This window comes from Gemmatimonadota bacterium, assembly GCA_040388535.1.
Lineage (GTDB): Bacteria > Gemmatimonadota > Gemmatimonadetes > Gemmatimonadales > GWC2-71-9 > Palsa-1233.
The window spans coordinates 392,477-407,756 of sequence record JAZKBR010000002.1 but is presented as its reverse complement, the minus strand read 5'-3'; the positions used below and the strand labels follow the sequence as shown (position 1 = coordinate 407,756).

Annotated in this window: 18 protein-coding genes; 9 read left to right on the top strand and 9 right to left on the bottom strand. The window is 64.9% G+C overall.

From position 1 onward, the window contains the following. Nucleotides 1-435, top strand: coding sequence for a hypothetical protein (locus V4558_05335; protein ID MES2304905.1), 435 nt, complete (start codon nt 1-3; stop codon nt 433-435). Between the two features lie 47 nt (nt 436-482). Further along, nucleotides 483-1,376 (top strand): DUF2911 domain-containing protein, encoded by an 894-nt coding sequence (locus V4558_05330; GenBank protein ID MES2304904.1) that lies wholly within the window; start codon nt 483-485, stop codon nt 1,374-1,376. A gap of 24 nt (nt 1,377-1,400) precedes the next feature. On the opposite strand, the gene V4558_05325 is transcribed toward V4558_05330, so the two are convergent. Continuing rightward, a complete protein-coding gene (locus tag V4558_05325; protein ID MES2304903.1) occupies nt 1,401-2,522 on the bottom strand; it encodes a hypothetical protein in 1,122 nt (373 codons plus the stop codon). A 253-nt stretch (nt 2,523-2,775) separates the two neighbouring features. Here V4558_05325 and V4558_05320 point away from each other — a divergent pair, with 253 nt between their 5' ends. From V4558_05320 to V4558_05305, 4 genes are all read left to right on the top strand, one after another. Further along, nucleotides 2,776-3,771 (top strand): beta-ketoacyl-ACP synthase III, encoded by a 996-nt coding sequence (locus V4558_05320; protein ID MES2304902.1) that lies wholly within the window; start codon nt 2,776-2,778, stop codon nt 3,769-3,771. A gap of 92 nt (nt 3,772-3,863) precedes the next feature. Beyond that, nucleotides 3,864-4,145, top strand: coding sequence for a hypothetical protein (locus tag V4558_05315; GenBank protein MES2304901.1), 282 nt, complete (start codon nt 3,864-3,866; stop codon nt 4,143-4,145). A gap of 59 nt (nt 4,146-4,204) precedes the next feature. Continuing rightward, complete coding sequence (locus V4558_05310; GenBank protein ID MES2304900.1) at nt 4,205-4,456, top strand: oxidative damage protection protein; 252 nt, start codon at nt 4,205-4,207, stop codon at nt 4,454-4,456. 27 nt (nt 4,457-4,483) lie between these two features. Next, nucleotides 4,484-5,011, top strand: coding sequence for a hypothetical protein (locus V4558_05305; GenBank protein MES2304899.1), 528 nt, complete (start codon nt 4,484-4,486; stop codon nt 5,009-5,011). Between the two features lie 73 nt (nt 5,012-5,084). Here V4558_05305 and V4558_05300 read toward each other — a convergent pair whose 3' ends face one another. Next, nucleotides 5,085-6,032: a DUF3187 family protein gene (locus V4558_05300; protein MES2304898.1), complete on the bottom strand. Its 948-nt coding sequence runs from the start codon at nt 6,030-6,032 to the stop codon at nt 5,085-5,087. A 35-nt stretch (nt 6,033-6,067) separates the two neighbouring features. On the opposite strand from V4558_05300, the gene V4558_05295 reads away from it, so the two are divergent. Then, nucleotides 6,068-6,649, top strand: a complete 582-nt coding sequence (locus tag V4558_05295; protein MES2304897.1) for a phosphatase PAP2 family protein — start codon at nt 6,068-6,070, stop codon at nt 6,647-6,649. A 12-nt stretch (nt 6,650-6,661) separates the two neighbouring features. On the opposite strand, the gene V4558_05290 is transcribed toward V4558_05295, so the two are convergent. The 6 genes from V4558_05290 to V4558_05265 all read right to left on the bottom strand — a co-directional run bounded on the left by V4558_05290 (nt 6,662) and on the right by V4558_05265 (nt 11,338). Beyond that, nucleotides 6,662-7,228, bottom strand: a complete 567-nt coding sequence (locus V4558_05290) for a hypothetical protein (protein MES2304896.1) — start codon at nt 7,226-7,228, stop codon at nt 6,662-6,664. A gap of 330 nt (nt 7,229-7,558) precedes the next feature. Next, nucleotides 7,559-7,951: a DUF983 domain-containing protein gene (locus tag V4558_05285; GenBank protein MES2304895.1), complete on the bottom strand. Its 393-nt coding sequence runs from the start codon at nt 7,949-7,951 to the stop codon at nt 7,559-7,561. 8 nt (nt 7,952-7,959) lie between these two features. After that, on the bottom strand, nt 7,960-8,703 hold the full coding sequence (locus V4558_05280; GenBank protein MES2304894.1) for a TetR/AcrR family transcriptional regulator: 744 nt from the start codon (nt 8,701-8,703) through the stop codon (nt 7,960-7,962). A 161-nt stretch (nt 8,704-8,864) separates the two neighbouring features. Further along, on the bottom strand, nt 8,865-10,145 hold the full coding sequence (locus V4558_05275) for a PDZ domain-containing protein (GenBank protein MES2304893.1): 1,281 nt from the start codon (nt 10,143-10,145) through the stop codon (nt 8,865-8,867). 30 nt (nt 10,146-10,175) lie between these two features. Continuing rightward, a complete protein-coding gene (locus V4558_05270; protein ID MES2304892.1) occupies nt 10,176-10,787 on the bottom strand; it encodes a hypothetical protein in 612 nt (203 codons plus the stop codon). After that, on the bottom strand, nt 10,784-11,338 hold the full coding sequence (locus V4558_05265) for a sigma-70 family RNA polymerase sigma factor (GenBank protein MES2304891.1): 555 nt from the start codon (nt 11,336-11,338) through the stop codon (nt 10,784-10,786). The genes V4558_05270 and V4558_05265 overlap by 4 nt, the downstream gene beginning before the upstream one ends. Nucleotides 11,339-11,448: 110 nt before the next feature. Here V4558_05265 and V4558_05260 point away from each other — a divergent pair, with 110 nt between their 5' ends. Both V4558_05260 and V4558_05255 read left to right on the top strand, forming a co-directional pair. Next, nucleotides 11,449-11,961: a ferritin gene (locus V4558_05260; protein MES2304890.1), complete on the top strand. Its 513-nt coding sequence runs from the start codon at nt 11,449-11,451 to the stop codon at nt 11,959-11,961. Nucleotides 11,962-11,964: 3 nt separating this feature from the next. After that, nucleotides 11,965-12,561 (top strand): SRPBCC family protein, encoded by a 597-nt coding sequence (locus V4558_05255; GenBank protein ID MES2304889.1) that lies wholly within the window; start codon nt 11,965-11,967, stop codon nt 12,559-12,561. Nucleotides 12,562-12,579: 18 nt separating this feature from the next. Here V4558_05255 and V4558_05250 read toward each other — a convergent pair whose 3' ends face one another. Continuing rightward, nucleotides 12,580-15,279, bottom strand: a complete 2,700-nt coding sequence (locus tag V4558_05250; GenBank protein MES2304888.1) for an ABC transporter permease — start codon at nt 15,277-15,279, stop codon at nt 12,580-12,582. Nucleotide 15,280 lies beyond the last annotated feature (1 nt).

Genomic DNA, 15,280 nt, shown 5'->3' with positions numbered 1-15,280 from the left:
ATGATCGATCGCCGGGCCTTTCTGCAGTCGTGCAGTGCCGTGGTGGCGGGGTTAGTGATCGCTCCGCCACCGCACGCCGCCGCGATGGTGCATCGCTGTCGTCCCGGCGCCGTGCTCGGGCCGCACCCGACCCCGCGCGTCGGTATCACTGCGGCCAAGGTGCTCACCAAGGAACAGCTCACGCACAATCCCAAGCTCGCGCCGCTGTTCGACTCCATTCGTGCGATTCCCGGCGTGATCGATGGCATCCGCTGCAACTGCGGCTGTGCCGCATCACCCGGATTCTATTCCCTGCTCACCTGTTACGAAGGCGACGCGATGGCGCAGCACTGTCCCATCTGCCAGGGACAGGGGCGGCTCGCGGCCCGCCTACACAAGGAAGGAAAGACGCTCGACGAGATTCGTGTCGCGGTCGACGCGCAGTTTGGTGATTGACGCAGACCCTTGAGACTGCTCGCCTGCCCCAACCGAGGCATCCTGCCATGACCGCTGGTCTCCGCGCCGCGATTGTTGCTGCCATGATGATCTGCGCACTCCCCGTCGCTTCGCCGGCACAGATCCGCGCCAGTGAGCTCGGCTCGATCACTCAGATGATTGATGGCACGAAGCTCACGATCACCTACTCGCGTCCGCGTACGCGGGGGAGGACGAAACTGTTCGGCACGCCGGCCGCGCACTGGGGCGAAACGTGGACGCCCGGCGCCAACTGGGCCACGACGCTGGAAGTGAGCAAGGATGTGACGATTGGCGGCCGTCCGGTGCCGAAAGGGAAGTACGCCGTCTGGATGATCCTCAAGGAACAGGGCGACTGGACGATGGTGCTCGATCCGGATTCGCACCGCTTCCATATGGATCCACCTGATTCCGCTGCCAGGCAGATCCGCTTTCCGGTCACGATCGATCAGGCGCAGTTCGTTGATGTACTGACCTGGTCGATACCGGAACTCAGCGTGGGTGGTGGCACCATTGCGATGCAGTGGGGCACCACCCGGGCCACGATGAAGCTGGTGGTGCAACCATCATTGAAGGTGGAGCTGGCCGAGTCTGAGGCGCGGCCGTACCTCGGGAAGTTCCGCTACACCGAGATGGAGGGAAGAGACAGCGGCAAGACCAAGGAGCTGATCCTTACCCACGAGAACGGCACGCTGAAGGCGCAGTTCGAGCCGAACGACAACTGGATGGGAAAGTTCGCGATGATCCGGGTTGCGCCGGAAATCTTTGCGCCCGGCCTGTATGACAAGAGCGGGGAGATCTACGAAGTGTTACGTCCTGACATGCTTTTCACGTTCAAGCGTGTGGCTGGTCGGCCGGCGACATTCGAAGTTCGTTACGACGATGACACCCTCGCGGCGCGCGGGGTGCGGTTCCCCAACTGAGGGAGCCGCACCCCATTCGTTCAACTACGGATCGAGCCGGGCCGAGAAGGCCCACCCGCCGAAGTATTCGGTGACCGCAAGCACGATTTCGTTGCGCCCGGCCTTGAGCGGCAGATAGACCGCATCGCCCAGCAGATTCATGTAGCCAAGATCGTTGAGGTACGCCGGTCGAAAGCCGGCGAAGAGCGGCACACCGTTGCTGTAGAGCACTGCGGCGTCGCTGAAGCCGACGTGAATGCGGCGGATGCCGGCCTTGGCTGCCGTGATCACGGTGCGGGCGTACACCACGCGTGATCCGTTGACCTGCCCACCCAGAATGCTGTCAGGAAATGCTCCCGGCGCACCGCGCGCTGGCGCCACACGGTAGCGATTCAGCAACACCAGCCCAGGCGCCTCGGCGCGCACTCTCTCCCACTTCAGCGAAGCTGGTGCTGGCAATGACCCTGGCGTCTGGGTCGCGGCCTCGAATGCCTGCGAAATCTCCCAATCGGTAATGGTGCCGATCGGAAGCGGCGGCGATGGAACAGGGTGGCTGCCGTTGTCGGCAGTGTAGCGCACGTTCGAGAACCAGGCACCGCGCCCGAACGCGCCGGTCCAGACGCCGATACTGCCGCCGGCATCGGGCCCGAGTACGAGGTGCGGCACCGTGAGAATCGGCTCGGCAGCGTGCTCGAGGTAGAATCGGGCCGTGTCGCCAGCGACGCGCACTTCGAGATGGACCCACGTCTCGCGAGCGATGTTGGCGACCGCGTTGGCGCCATCGCCGTGATAGATCTGCCACGCGACGCCGGTACCGTTGAGGGCCGGACCATATTGGACGGATTCCGGTGTCCCGCTGAGGCCAGGCCGGACGAAGATGACTTCTGAGGCATTGCGGTCGCGGGTGTGGAAGGTGATGCCGATGTTCTGGGCCGAGGCGCCGGTCCAGATATCGGCCTCGAAACTACCGTTGGCGGCGCTCACGCCAGTCGCCCAGGCGAAGCCCTTGTTGATCCAGAGGGCCGGTCGGCCTTGCCACTGCTCGAAGCGGATGCTGTCGCTGGCCTGCCATTGGGCGGCAGCGAGCGGGACGTCGATGGTCTGGGCCATCGCGGGGCCTGCGCCGGCGACAATGCCGATCCCCAACAACCGAAGAACCTGCCTCATGTCGTACCTCCGTTGCGTGTTGCCTGGGGGGTAGACGCAAGACCACGAACTACCCCGTAACCGGCCAGGGAGTCCGTGTTGACAACGTCGACCATGCACCCCGGGAGGGGCCCCTACGCTCGACGCGTTGCACTCAGTTGTGCTTCACGATACCGCGGAGCGCCGGGGTGATCAAGTCGGCAGTGTGATTGTCCTGTCAGGCGGGGGCCGCCCGTTCCCCTCCCCTCGCTTCGGTTCCGCCTTACCTTTCGTGATGCCCAATTTGCAGATCATCGGTACCGGACATCTGGTGCCCGAGCGCGTCGTGACCAACGACGACCTCGCGGCCATCATGGATACCTCCGACGAGTGGATCTCCCAGCGGACCGGCATCAGGGAGCGGCGCTGGATCCGTGAGGGAGAGACGGGAATCGAGCTCGCCACTGGCGCGGCAAACAAGGCGCTCGAGATGGCCGGGCTCACCGTCGCCGACATCGACGCAATCATCTACGCGACCTCGACCGCCGATCACTTTGCTCCCGGCAACGGCGTGCTGCTGCAGCACGCGATGGGGTTCGGCAACATTCCGGCGTTCGATCTGCGGGCGCAATGCTCGGGGTTCGTCTATTCGCTGTCGATGGCCGACGCCTTCATCAAGGCGGGGACCTTTCGCACCATCTTGATCGTCGGGCAGGAGATCCAGTCGACGGCACTCGACGTCTCCTCGGCCGGCCGCGACTCGGCGGTGATTTTCGCCGACGGCGCCGGGGCGGTCATCGTGGGTGCGGTCGAGGGGGACGACGCGTCGGCGGTGCTCGCGATCGATCTGCACGGCGACGGCGGCTATGCCCATGAACTCTGGGTCGACGCACCGGGGGCGATCTACCATCCGCGGGTGCAGCATGAGCACGTCGGGGCGAAGGCGTTCCTGCAGATGAATGGTCGTGAAGTATTCCGCCACGCGACCACCCGGATGCCGGAATCGGTGCGCGCGGCGCTGGCCAAGGCGAACGTCGCCACGAGCGATCTCACCCTGCTCATTCCCCATCAGGCCAACCTGCGGATCTCGGAGCTGGTACAGCGCTCGCTCGAGTTGCGCGACGACCAGGTCTACAACAACATCCAGCGCTTCGGGAATACCACGGCGGCAACCATTCCGATTGCGCTCGACGAGTGCGTCCGGGCCGGGCGGCTCAAGCGCGGTGACCTGCTGGCGGTGACGGCGTTCGGGTCGGGATTCTTGTGGGGGAGTGCGGTCATTCGCTGGTAAGGAGTCTCCTCCTCAGACACTGGGGAGGCTGGGGATGAAACCGGAATCACGGCTGTTGCGTACTGAAACATGTCTCGTTCGGAGGACTTCCCGTGTTCGCAGCAATGTTTGGCCTGGTCTCGCTGGTGATCACCGCGGCCGCCGGCCTCTTCATGTTCGGCCTGGCCCGCGAGTTCGTTCGCAACAAGCTCCGCTTCGTCGATGCCGTGAAGAACCCGATCGCCCCGTGGCTGGCAGGCTTCGCGGTGCTGCTGGTGGCCTCGCCGATTGCCGCCCTGCTGCCGCTGGTGACCGGCTTTACCGCCGCGATCGCCGGACTCGCGGCCGGTCTCGGCACCGCCAGCGGAGTGAAGGCGCTCAAGCGCGGCGAGTAGGGCGGCGCCCCATCGCGGGGCGCCAGCAGGTCGACTGGGCGGGAGTTACTTTCTCCCCCATGACATCCATTCACTGCGTGCGCTGCGGCCGCGATGCCGAACGGCAGGCCTTCAAGCCGTTCAACAACGACCTCGGCCAGCGGATCTTCGATACCATCTGCCGTGACTGCTGGGCCGACTGGCTCAAGACCCAGCAGCAGCTCATCAATCACTACGCCCTGGTGCCGCATCAGCCCAAGGCGAAGGAATTCCTTCTCCGCAATCTCGAGCAGTTCCTCTTCGGCACCGGCGCGGCAGACGCCGTGCCGTAACTCCGCATTTTCACCGGGGGCAAGATCATGGTCAGCAGCTCAAGCGCGACGATGATGGACGATGCCGCAGCACGCCGTGAGGGCGTGATTACCGGATTGCTTGGCGCGGCAGTGGTCGCCGCCTTCTACCTCGCGGTCGACATCGCGCGGGGCAGACCGCTGATGACACCAACGGTGCTCGGCGAAGTCTTCGTGATGCGCCAGGCCACACCGATTGCGACATCCCCCGACATGCTCGCGATCGTGCTCTATACCATCGTCCATCTCATCGCCTTCACCGCGTTCGGACTCTTCCTCACCGCACTCGCGCGGCGTGCCGAAGCGAGCGGGCTGATGCGCTACGCCATCGTGCAGTTGCTGGTGGTGTTCGAGTTGTTCTTCTACGGGCTGGTGCAGATCGGCGCGGAAACGGCTGCCGGAATGTTTCCGCTCTGGAGTGTGCTCGCGGCCAACACGCTCGCAGCAGTGGTGATGTGTTCGTGGCTCTGGCGGCGGCACCCGGCGATCGGGCGCGCGTTTGCGGGGTCACCGCTTGGCGCGGCGGATCACGCCTAACGAGAAGGGAGAAGGGAGAAGGGGGGATGTCATCCCATCGCCCTTCACCCTTCACCCTTCACCCTTCTGCTTTCTACCAGCGCACTCCGAGCTTGAAGCCCGCATCGACAGCGGGGCCGGCGGGCATCAGGTCTTCAGTCATGCCGATCTGCAGCTCGGGCCAGTGCTTGCCGAACTTCACGAGGCCGCCGAAGTCGAGAGTGACTTCGGCGTTGTCGAGGGCGTTGAAGCCGGTGTTCTTCCAGTTGGGTGACTGCATCCAGAGGGTCGCGAAGAGCGCCTGACGACCCGAGAAGCGCCACCGCGACGCGAGCTGCGCACCCAGGAAGGTCGCGCGCTGAAAGGCCGCCTGGCTGCCGTGGGTTGGCGTCCACCCCGCTGCAGCACCGGCTTCTACCACAAAGCGCGAGTTGTCGACCCAGCGTGATGTGAGTTGCAGTGCCGTCCCGATCACGTCGCGACCCCAACCTTCGGCGCCAGCCGTCGGCAAGGTGACCGCTGCGACGAGCTGACTCTTCCCGAAGCGAAGCCCTGCCCCGACACGCGCGTCACCGATGAAGGTGCCCGGTCGTTCGTAAACAAGGTGCTGTCCGTCGGGGAGATCGTACTCCCAGGTAAAGCGATTCTCAGTGCGCCTGTTGCGCGCCGGGACCTTGAGGCCGACGAAATCGTGATACCAGTTCAGGAAGCCATCCATGAAGCCGGCATAGCCACCACGGATTGCCACGTTGCCAACCACGAAGAGCCGCGGCGAGAGATCGTGGGTGAGCCAGATGTCGCCAGAGAGCGTTTCGGCGTCGAAGTTGTAGGTGCGGCCGCTCGGTGCGACGGTGACCTCAACCGCATTGGCGTAGTCGGCCACGGTTCGCAGTTGCCACCCCTTCGACGGCCGCACCATTGGCTGCGCGTAGAGCGCACTGCGCGAGGTCAGGGCAGGATTCGATGGGACGTACGGCGGCAGCTCCTGTGCGGCGAGTGAAGTCGCCACGGTGAGGAGGGCCGGCCCGAGGAGGATTCGCATCGCGGAAAAGTAGTGAGACACTAGCTTACAGGACCATGCGACTCACTCCCCGAATCATCGTGGTATTCGTCGTAGCGATCATCGCGGCCCACCTTGGCGATAGCTGGGCCTGGCATCACCTGATATCGCCCAGCGTGTACGACCACGACTTCGGCCGGATGTTCCGCACCGTGGGATTCCTGCCGGTCTGGCTGCTGCTCGCACTGGCGCTCTGGCTTGCCACGCGGGACCGGCGCCGGGCACTCCTGCTGGCCCTGGTCCCGACGGCAGGTGGATTGCTGGCCGAGGTGATGAAGATCGGGTTGCGGCGCGAGCGACCGGGGCTGCACGACGGGGCCTACTACTTCCGGCCATTCGCCGATCAGTTGATCGCCACCAAAGACATCGGCTTGCCGAGCAGCCACGCGCTGGTGGCATTCAGTGGCGCGTGGCTGCTCAGCCGGATGTACCCTCGCGCCTGGCCGGTCTGGCTGGTGCTGGCAGCGGGGTGCGCCGTGACGCGGGTGCAGGCGCAGGCACACTTCCTCTCCGACGTGACCGTGGCAGCGGTCGCAGCCTGGCTGCTGGTGGCGTGGGCCTGGTCGAAATGGGGCAATGGAGTGACGTCGCCGGCGTGAAGCCCGCGTCCACTACGGTGGTGGTGGCGCGGTCGTGTCCTGCGGGACGATGATTTCCTGTTGCTTGCGAACAACCCCGCGAAAGAAGTCTGCGATGGCGCGCCAGCTCTCCTGATCGGGATGGAGCGGGGCGTGCTCGAAGCCATTCCCCGGAACCACCAGTGCGGTGGCGCGACGAGACCCCGCCGCGAGGGCATTCGCGGCCACTGCGTCGAAGCGCCGCTCCTCCTTCGCGCGGACGACCAGCACCTTTCCGCGCCAATCCGAGAGCCGGCTGTCGTTGCTCGAGCTGAGGCCGTGACGGAGCCAGGCAGGGGCGCGAGTCAGGAGCCCGTCGAGCGCCGCGCGTCTAGGGAGTGGTGGCGAGAGCAGCGCCAGCGGCCGGTCGGCGAGCGGCGACTCGGCCCCGAGGCCAAGCGCCACATCGATGGCTCCCCCGGCGGCGAGGAAGCCCACGGGTTGCGACCTGCGCTTCGCCGCCCCGACGACAAACTCGGCGGCACGATGAACCGGTGCCTCCCCTGCCGTGGCCGAGACGACCAGGCTCCCGACGCCGAACTGTTCGAGGGTCGACTGCACGCCAGCCCAGCTCGCTGGTTCGTCGCCGGGCCCGGCAATGATCAGGATGAGCGGGGCGGCCGAGTCAGGCTTGTCGACCAGTCTCGCGGAAAGGTTGTCGCCAATCGGGATGAGGGAGGATGTGGTACCATAGAATTCAGGCGTAGTCTTACCAGAAACTACTGGCTTGTCCGACCGCGGAGCACCAGGGCCTGAAGTATCAGGTGGTAGTCTATGCAACCACCACTGGTAAAATGCGTAACAACAAGCAGTTACAATGATGACAGCGAAGAGCCGAGGCCACCATTGCGCACGTCGCTTTCGACGGGGTGGCTTTTGCCAGCGAGCCACTCAGGCCGGTGGGTCACCGATGCCATGCACCCGGATGTCGGGTGTGGCCGCGGGATGGAGCGACAAGTCGAAGGCGACGAAGACGATCTTCGAGATCGGATAGAGCGTCAGTGGCGCGACGACCATCAGGAGTGGGGCGCCATACTGAAGGAGATTCCAGGGTGGATCGGGCCAGGTGCGGACGAGGATCACTGCCAGGGTGATCAACAACACAAACTCGGCGGTCACGAGGTTGAGGAGGTTGGCCCCGACCGAGTTGCTGATGGTGAGGGAGAGGCCACAGGTGGGGCAGGCGTCCTTCATCGCGAACCAGTGACGAAAGAGCCCCCGTCCGCCGCAGTGGGGGCAGCGAAGAGTGATTGCCCGGGCGAGTAGTGATCCGCGATTGGCCATCGTCAAAGCTAGTCGGCTGAGGGCGGGCGAAGCGTCACGATGCGCACCTTGCCTGGAATGGGGATCTCCCCGGTGTGCCCAGGGGCTGGTGCGGTTGCCGCGCGCATGGTTGGGAGAGTTGGCCGGGGATTGCTGTCGGGGTTCGGAAGGCCGCGGATCATCATGGCGATCGCGAGTTCGGTCTGGGCCATCGGATCGCGCGGGGCACCCATCCGCTCGGCGAAGGTGGCCTCCCAGATGACCTGTTGGAGGACGCCGGCGACGAGGGCTCGAGCGGTCAGCTCGACTGGCAGTAGCGGGAACTCGCCGCGATCGATTCCGTGCCGCAGGGCGCGTTCGACAGCGATGCATCCTTTCTTGAGTAGTTGCTCCACATACGCTTCGACGGCAGCCTGAAATCTCGCCGCCTCCCTGACTACGAGCAGGAGGACATCTCGAGCGGCCGGCTCCTGCAGCGACGCGGCGAGACGATTGAGCAGCAGGGTCAGCACTTCGCGCGGGGTCGTGGTGCCGTACGCCTCGGTGATCTCTTTCCCCCGGCTCCAGCCGGCGTCAAGGTAGCGCTCGATGAGCGCCTGGAAGAGCGCCTCTTTACCAGGGAAGTAGCGGTACACTGTGCCGACGGTCACGCCGGCCATCGCCGCGACATCTTCGACTCGTGCGTCGGTGTACCCCACCTCGGTAAACCGGGCGAGGGCCGCGATGAGGAGCTCGTCGGGGCGTGATTCAGGGCGGCGCAGGAACTTGGGCATGTAATTAAGGTAGGATTCGCTTACTCTGATCGCAAGCGATCATTGGGTGGACCTGAGACGACGAAGCCCCGCGGGAGAGGCCGCGGGGCTTCGTTTATTCGGGCGTCGCCATCGAGCGTCGCGTAAACACGACGCCTACTCTCGACGCTCGAGCGCGACGCCTACGGAGCCTTGGAGACGATGGTCTCGGTGCGGCGCTGGCGGGTGACCTGAATCTTGAACTCCTCGCCGCGGTCGTAGGTGCCGAGGACCCGGAAGAGCTGCGACGGGGTGCCAACCTTGCGGCCATCAATCGAGGTAATGACATCGCCCGGGGTGAGTCCGAGGTTGTCCTTGGCCGGCACATCAATCACCAGGACCCCCTCGGTGACACCGAAATAGCTGCCGAGCTTCTCGTTGATCGGGGCGAGCTCGAGGTCGGCGAGGGGGCCACCGAAGTTGGAGATCATAGCTACCCGATTGCCACCGGCACCGCGGGCGAAGTTTTCGAAGAAGCGCGCCTCGAATGGCTCGCCTGGAGTCGCGACTGCGCCTGCGCCGGCACCTCCACCCGAGCGTGGAACCATCGTGTTGCGACCGGTCGACGGGGCCCCCTGCATGAACCCGAAGGTGCCGCCCGATGGCACGCCCGGGCGTGCCATGATCGTCCCGGCGCTGGGAACGCCATCGATGGCATAGACCCAGCCGTCATCGTCGGCCGGAAGAATCGAGGTCTTCCGGGTGTCGTTGCCACGGCGGTATTCGAGGTCGACACTCTTGCCTGCCTCGAGCTTCGAAGCGACCTGCAGCAGGCGGAGCCCGGGGGCGGAGGAGCCTTCCTCACGCGGGGTGTCGTCATTGGTGGTCAGCGACTTCCCGGCCAGCCGGGTGATGACGTCGCCCGCGCGAATCCCCGCCTTGGCGGCCGGGCCACCAGGGGTCACGGCGCTCACGTAAGCCCCGTACTTGTCGGAGTCGCGGGCGCGGATGTCGACCGTGATGCCGATGCGCGGCTTGGCTGCGAAGACCTGCATGGTACGGCCGGCGAGGTCGCGCGAGGGGCGGGCCAGCATCACGCTTCCCATCTCGCCGGCGGCTTCGGCCTGTCGGCGGGCGAGGTCGAGCTGCCGGGATTCCAGCACGCGATTGCTCTCGCGCATCGCGCCGAGCGCGCGGCGGGCTTCGAGCTGCTGTCCTTCCACCATCCGGCTCGACTCACGAACGTTGGCCATGGCACGGCGCGACTCATCGACCTGCCGCTCGAGGTTGGCGCGCAGCTCCGTGCTGAGCTTACCGGTGACGCGGACCACCTGATCGGGCTGGCCACGTCGATGGATCGTGATGGTCGTGTCAGCCGATCCGGCACCATCCCGACTCGAGCCGCGAATCACAATCGATGTATCCTGCGCCATCGCCGGCACGGCGAGGGAGAGCGCGAGCCCGAGTATTCCAATCACACGCATACGACACACTCCAATCGAGAGATGGACCAGTTAGAGGTCCACGTTGCTGGCCTTGGTGACGTGGACGTCCACCAGGGCGTTCATGAGGCCGACTCGTTCCTGCCAGAGTGCCACCATCCGCCGCAAGCGCGCTTCGCGCTGCAAGGTGGCGGCCTGAGCGAGTTGGTCGTCGAGATCGGCGATCCGGTCTTCGAGTTGAATCACCAGCTCGGCCGTGCGACCGTCGATCACCCGTTCATCGGGGTTGATGCGAACGAGGGCGCGCTCGAGCTGCTGCGACGAGGTCATCGCACTCGCGATCTGCTGCTCCGCATCGAGCCGGGTCGGGGTGAGGAGATCGCGGCCGATGACCGTGACCACCAGCATTGCCGCGGCCGCGAGCGCGATCCCCGCGACCCGACGGAGACGTGACTGTTTGCGATCCCAGATCACTCGGGTGCGGATCGCGGGGTACTGGTTCTGCGCCGGCGAGAGCGTGGGAAGTGCCCGCAGCCGCGCGGTGCGCTGATGCAACCGCTCGAGTTCGGCGGTGCACTGGACGCAGGCGGCGACGTGCTGGTGCCCTTCGGCGTACGACGGCTCGCTGCGGTCGCCATCACGGACGGCGACCAATTGCTCCATCGAGAGATGTGCGCTGCTCATGCGAAGGCCTCCTCGCCGAGCCAGAGGCGGAGGCGCTGGTGCGCCCGGGCCAGCTGCGACTTCGAGAAGGAGACGGTCTTTCCCATCTGGGAAGCGATCTCTTCGTGGGTGTACCCCTCGACGTCATGCAACCAGACCACGGCGCGGGCGGTCTCGGAGAGCCGCGCGAGGGCACTCTCGAGGTCCATCCGGAGCGCGTGCGAACCGGCCCTCGAGGGTGCCAGTTCATCGGTCAGGTCGTCGGTATCGCGGTACTTGTTGCGGCGGAGGCGCATGAGCGCCTTGCTGGAGGTCACCGTCCGAATCCAGCCCCAGATGGAGCCATCGCCACGGTAGTTGCGAATACTACGACACACCTCGAAGAAGGTCTCTTGCAGCACATCTTCGGCGTCTTCCGTGGTCCGGCAGATTCGCCGGGCCAGATTGTAAGCCGGCGTGCTGTAGGCGGTGTACAGCGCCTCGAGGGCTACGGGGTCGCCCAGCTTGGCGCGGGCGACCACGGCTTCGGCATTCGGCAGGGACATGATGTCCATCGTCAGCGCTCTAGTCATGGCACATACTAGGATGCGGTACCCCCGCATAGGGTCGCAGCCTGGGGGAGACTGGACGGGCTTCCGGATAAGGTAGATTCAAGTTGCACCTCAAACCGGATGATTCCCCGATGCTCTCCACGAAGGTCCAGGACGCCCTCAACGCCCAGATCAACCTTGAGATGGCCTCCTTCTATTCCTACCTGGCGATGGCCGCCCATTTCGAGTCCGCTGCCCTTCCGGGGATGGCGAACTGGATGCGGCTCCAGAGCGAGGAAGAGCGGGTCCACGCGATGAAGCTCTTTGACCATATGATCGACCGGGGTGGCGCGGTCGAGCTGGCCTCGATTGCGCAGCCCAAGCTCAATTATGCCACGCCGATTTCGGTCTTCGAGGCGGCCCTCGGTCACGAGCAGAAAGTGACCAAGGCAATCAATGCGCTCTACTCGCTCGCGAACAAGGAAAATGATTACGCCTCACAGGTGATGCTGCAGTGGTTCATCAACGAGCAGGTCGAGGAAGAGAAGAGTGCCCAGACCGCCATCGAACAGCTCAAGATGGCTGGCAAGGACCCATCGGCCTTGCTGATGCTCGATCAGATGTTCGGCGCGCGCACTGCGGCCCCCACCAGAGGCGGAGAGTAAGTCATGTGGAAATGGATCCTGGGCATCCTGGCGGTGCTGGCGATCGTGGTCATCGGCGGGGCGTACTTCGGCTACAAGAAGATGACCGCTGCGGGTGATACCCTCACCATGACAATTGCCGGCTCGCCGGAGCGGATCTTCGCGTCGCTCGCAACGCCGGACTCGATGTCGGCGTGGGTCGCGTCGGCCAAGGTCACGCGGCCGATCGGCAAGGGGATGCTGGTCGCAGGCGACACGCTGGTGCTCGATGATCCGGGTCGCGAGATCGGTGGCAACCGCCAGAACATGGACTGGGTCGTCAAGGAAATTTCGGCACCGCGGTTGCTGGTGCTCGAGATGCGCCCCGACACCGGGAAGGTGAAAAGCACGTTGATGATGCGGCGCGATTCGCTGGTGGCACAGGGCGATTCCACCGTCCTGATCAGCACTTTCTCGGCGCCATTCATGGATTCGGTAGGGACGGCGACCAAGGACAGCAGCAAGATGGGCGGCGCGATTGTTTCGGGCGCCAGCAAGGTGATGGTGGGTGCGCTGCGACTGATCTATGAGTCGGACCTCAAGCGACTCAAGGCGCGGATCGAAGGGACCCCGACGCCCTGATGCGCCCACACTTCCCCTTCAGCGCAGCGCCGTGAGTGGATCGATTCGTGTCGCGCGCCAGGCGGGGAAGTAGCAGCCAGCCAGGGAGACGACGAGCAATACGGCGATAGCGCCGACAAACACACCCGGCTCGACCGTGGCGAGTCCGAAGACCTGCGTGCGCATGGCCCGCACCAAGGCGTACGCAGCGCCGCTTCCGGCAGCAATCCCGATCGAGGCCAACACCATCCCGCGCGAGACGACCGACTTGAAAACGTCGGCGCGGCGCGCCCCCAGTGCCAGCCGCACTCCTATTTCTCGCAGCCGTTGACTCACAAGGTGCGAGAGCAGCCCGTAGAGGCCAACCGAGGACAGGAGGGCGGCGAGGGCGCCGAAGACAGTGACGATCGTGCTCTGAGCACGCTGCATCGCGACCGAACCCGACACAATCTCGTCCATCGGAACGACGTTCTCGATGAGCATGTCCGGCTCGACCGACGTGATGGCATGCCGGATGCCCTCGATGGCCGCTGACGGATTGTCACGAGTTCGAATGACGAGGTTGGTCCAGAACGGGGTCGCCTGCGACGTGGGTATGAAGATTTCCGGCGGGGCCTGGAGTGCACGGAGTCGCATGTCGCCTGCGACACCAACCACCTCGAACGCGGTTTCCTTGTCGCCCCCGGCCATCGCCATCATCGCTGCCGGGAGTACGAGCGATTTGCCGATGGGACTTTCGCCGGGCCACAATTTCGCCGCCAACGCCTGATTGACGATGAGGACGTGCGGTGTCCCGCCCCGATCCTGCCCGGTGAACGCTCTCCCTGAGATGAGCGGCGTCCTCATCGTCCGGAAGTAGTCCGGCCCGTTCGCATGCAGGGTGACCTGTACGGATGGCGAACCCGGCTTGGTTCCGACGGAGCCAAAACCAAGCGTACCGAGCCCGCTCCCCGGGAATCCGTTGACCTCACCCACCGATTCTACCGTCGGCAGTCGGGCGATGTGGCCAGTGATCTGCTGATAGACCTGGGCGCGTGCCGACTCGCTCCCGTAGCGATCGAATGGAACGGTGACGCTCATTGTCAGCAACCCTTGTGGATCGTATCCGTGGTCGCGGGCTGTCAGGTGGAAGAAGCTCTTGAGCATCAATCCGGCGCCCACCATCAGCATCAGCGACAGCGCAACCTGCGCGATCACCAGCGTCTGTTGCAGTGCGTGCCGGCCTTGCACGACGGTGCGACTCATTCCCTTGATCCACTCGTGAGGCGCGTTCGTGCTCAAGTGCCAGGCTGGAGCGATGGCGCAGAGTATCCCGGCGAGTCCCGAGAGCAGCACGGCGAATCCCAGCACCGGCAAGTTGACAGCGACCTCGTCAAGCCGGGGCGTGCCTGGCGGCAACATCCTGACCAGCAAGGGGGTGCCGAGTCGCGCCGCGAGTATTCCCAGCACACCACCAGCAGCGGAAAGCAGAAGACTCTCAATGAAGAGTTGTCTGGTGAGCCGGCCGCGAGTCGCCCCCAAGGCCACCCGTACCGCCAGCTCGCCGTGACGCGCGCTGTTTCGTGCGAGAAAGAGGCTTGCGATGTTCGCGCAGGCAATCAAGAGCAGCAGGCCGACGGTCCCCAACAGGAATGTGAACGCTGCGCGGTAGCTTCCGAGCGTCTCGTCGCTGATCGAAGTCAGAATGGTTGTCCATTCCCGATGGGTGTCGGGGTAGTCCTGCGCCAGGCGACTATTGATAGGAGCCATTCCCGCCTGCGCCTGTTGAAGGCTCGCTGCGGGTTTGAGGCGGGCCACTGCGCCGGCGTATCGCTGGCCGCGATTCGCTGCGACGCCGACATTCTCGCTGGGAATCCACAGGTCACTTCGAACGCCCGAAGGAATCTGGAACTCCTTCGGCATGACACCGATGATCGTGAAGGTCGAACCGAAGAGTTCCAGCGATTTTCCAACGGCCGCCGGGTCGCTTCCGAGTCGCTGGTTCCAGAACCGGTGGCTGATCACTACGACCGCGCCCCGACCCTGGATGCCCTCTTCGGCCACAAAGCCACGCCCAAGGATCGGTCTGACGCCAAGCACTTCGAAGAGATTGCTGGTGACACGATAGCAGACCAGCCGTACCGGTTCCCCGGCGACCTTGGTGATGGCCGCACCGTAGGAGAATCCGGCGACGCCGCCCAGGAACGGATTGGTACGGAAATCCTCGATCTCCGCTGACGAGACCCCGCCCACGCCTTGCCCGCGATAGGCGTCCCGCAGCGTGACGAGTCGAGCTGGATCGGCGTACGGCAGTGGTCTGAGCCAGATGTTGTACGCGAGTGAGAGCACCGTCGTGGTGGCACCAATCCCGAGCGCCAGCGTCATGAGTGCCGCGGCGGCAAAGGCCGGCACGCGACGAAATCCGCGGGCCGCGAGGCGGAGGTCGCGAGCGATTCCTTCGATCGTGAATCGAATGTCGGTGCGGACTTCCCCGAGGGCCTGGTGACGTGCCATTTCTGCCTCACGCTGTCTGGCGGTGCGGTAGAGGTTCTGCCGTGCGGTCTCGAAATCACGAAAGCGTGCCCGCGCCTGGTCCTCGGCCTGCTGAGGCGGGACGCCACGCGACACCAGATACTCGGTGGCAAGGGCGAGATGCGCGTCGAGTTCTTCACGCATCTGCGCCTCGATCGCCGCGCGTCCTCTCGGTCGCAGACGAAACCATCGTGCCCCTGGCGGAAGCTTGCCCGAACTGTCAGGCATC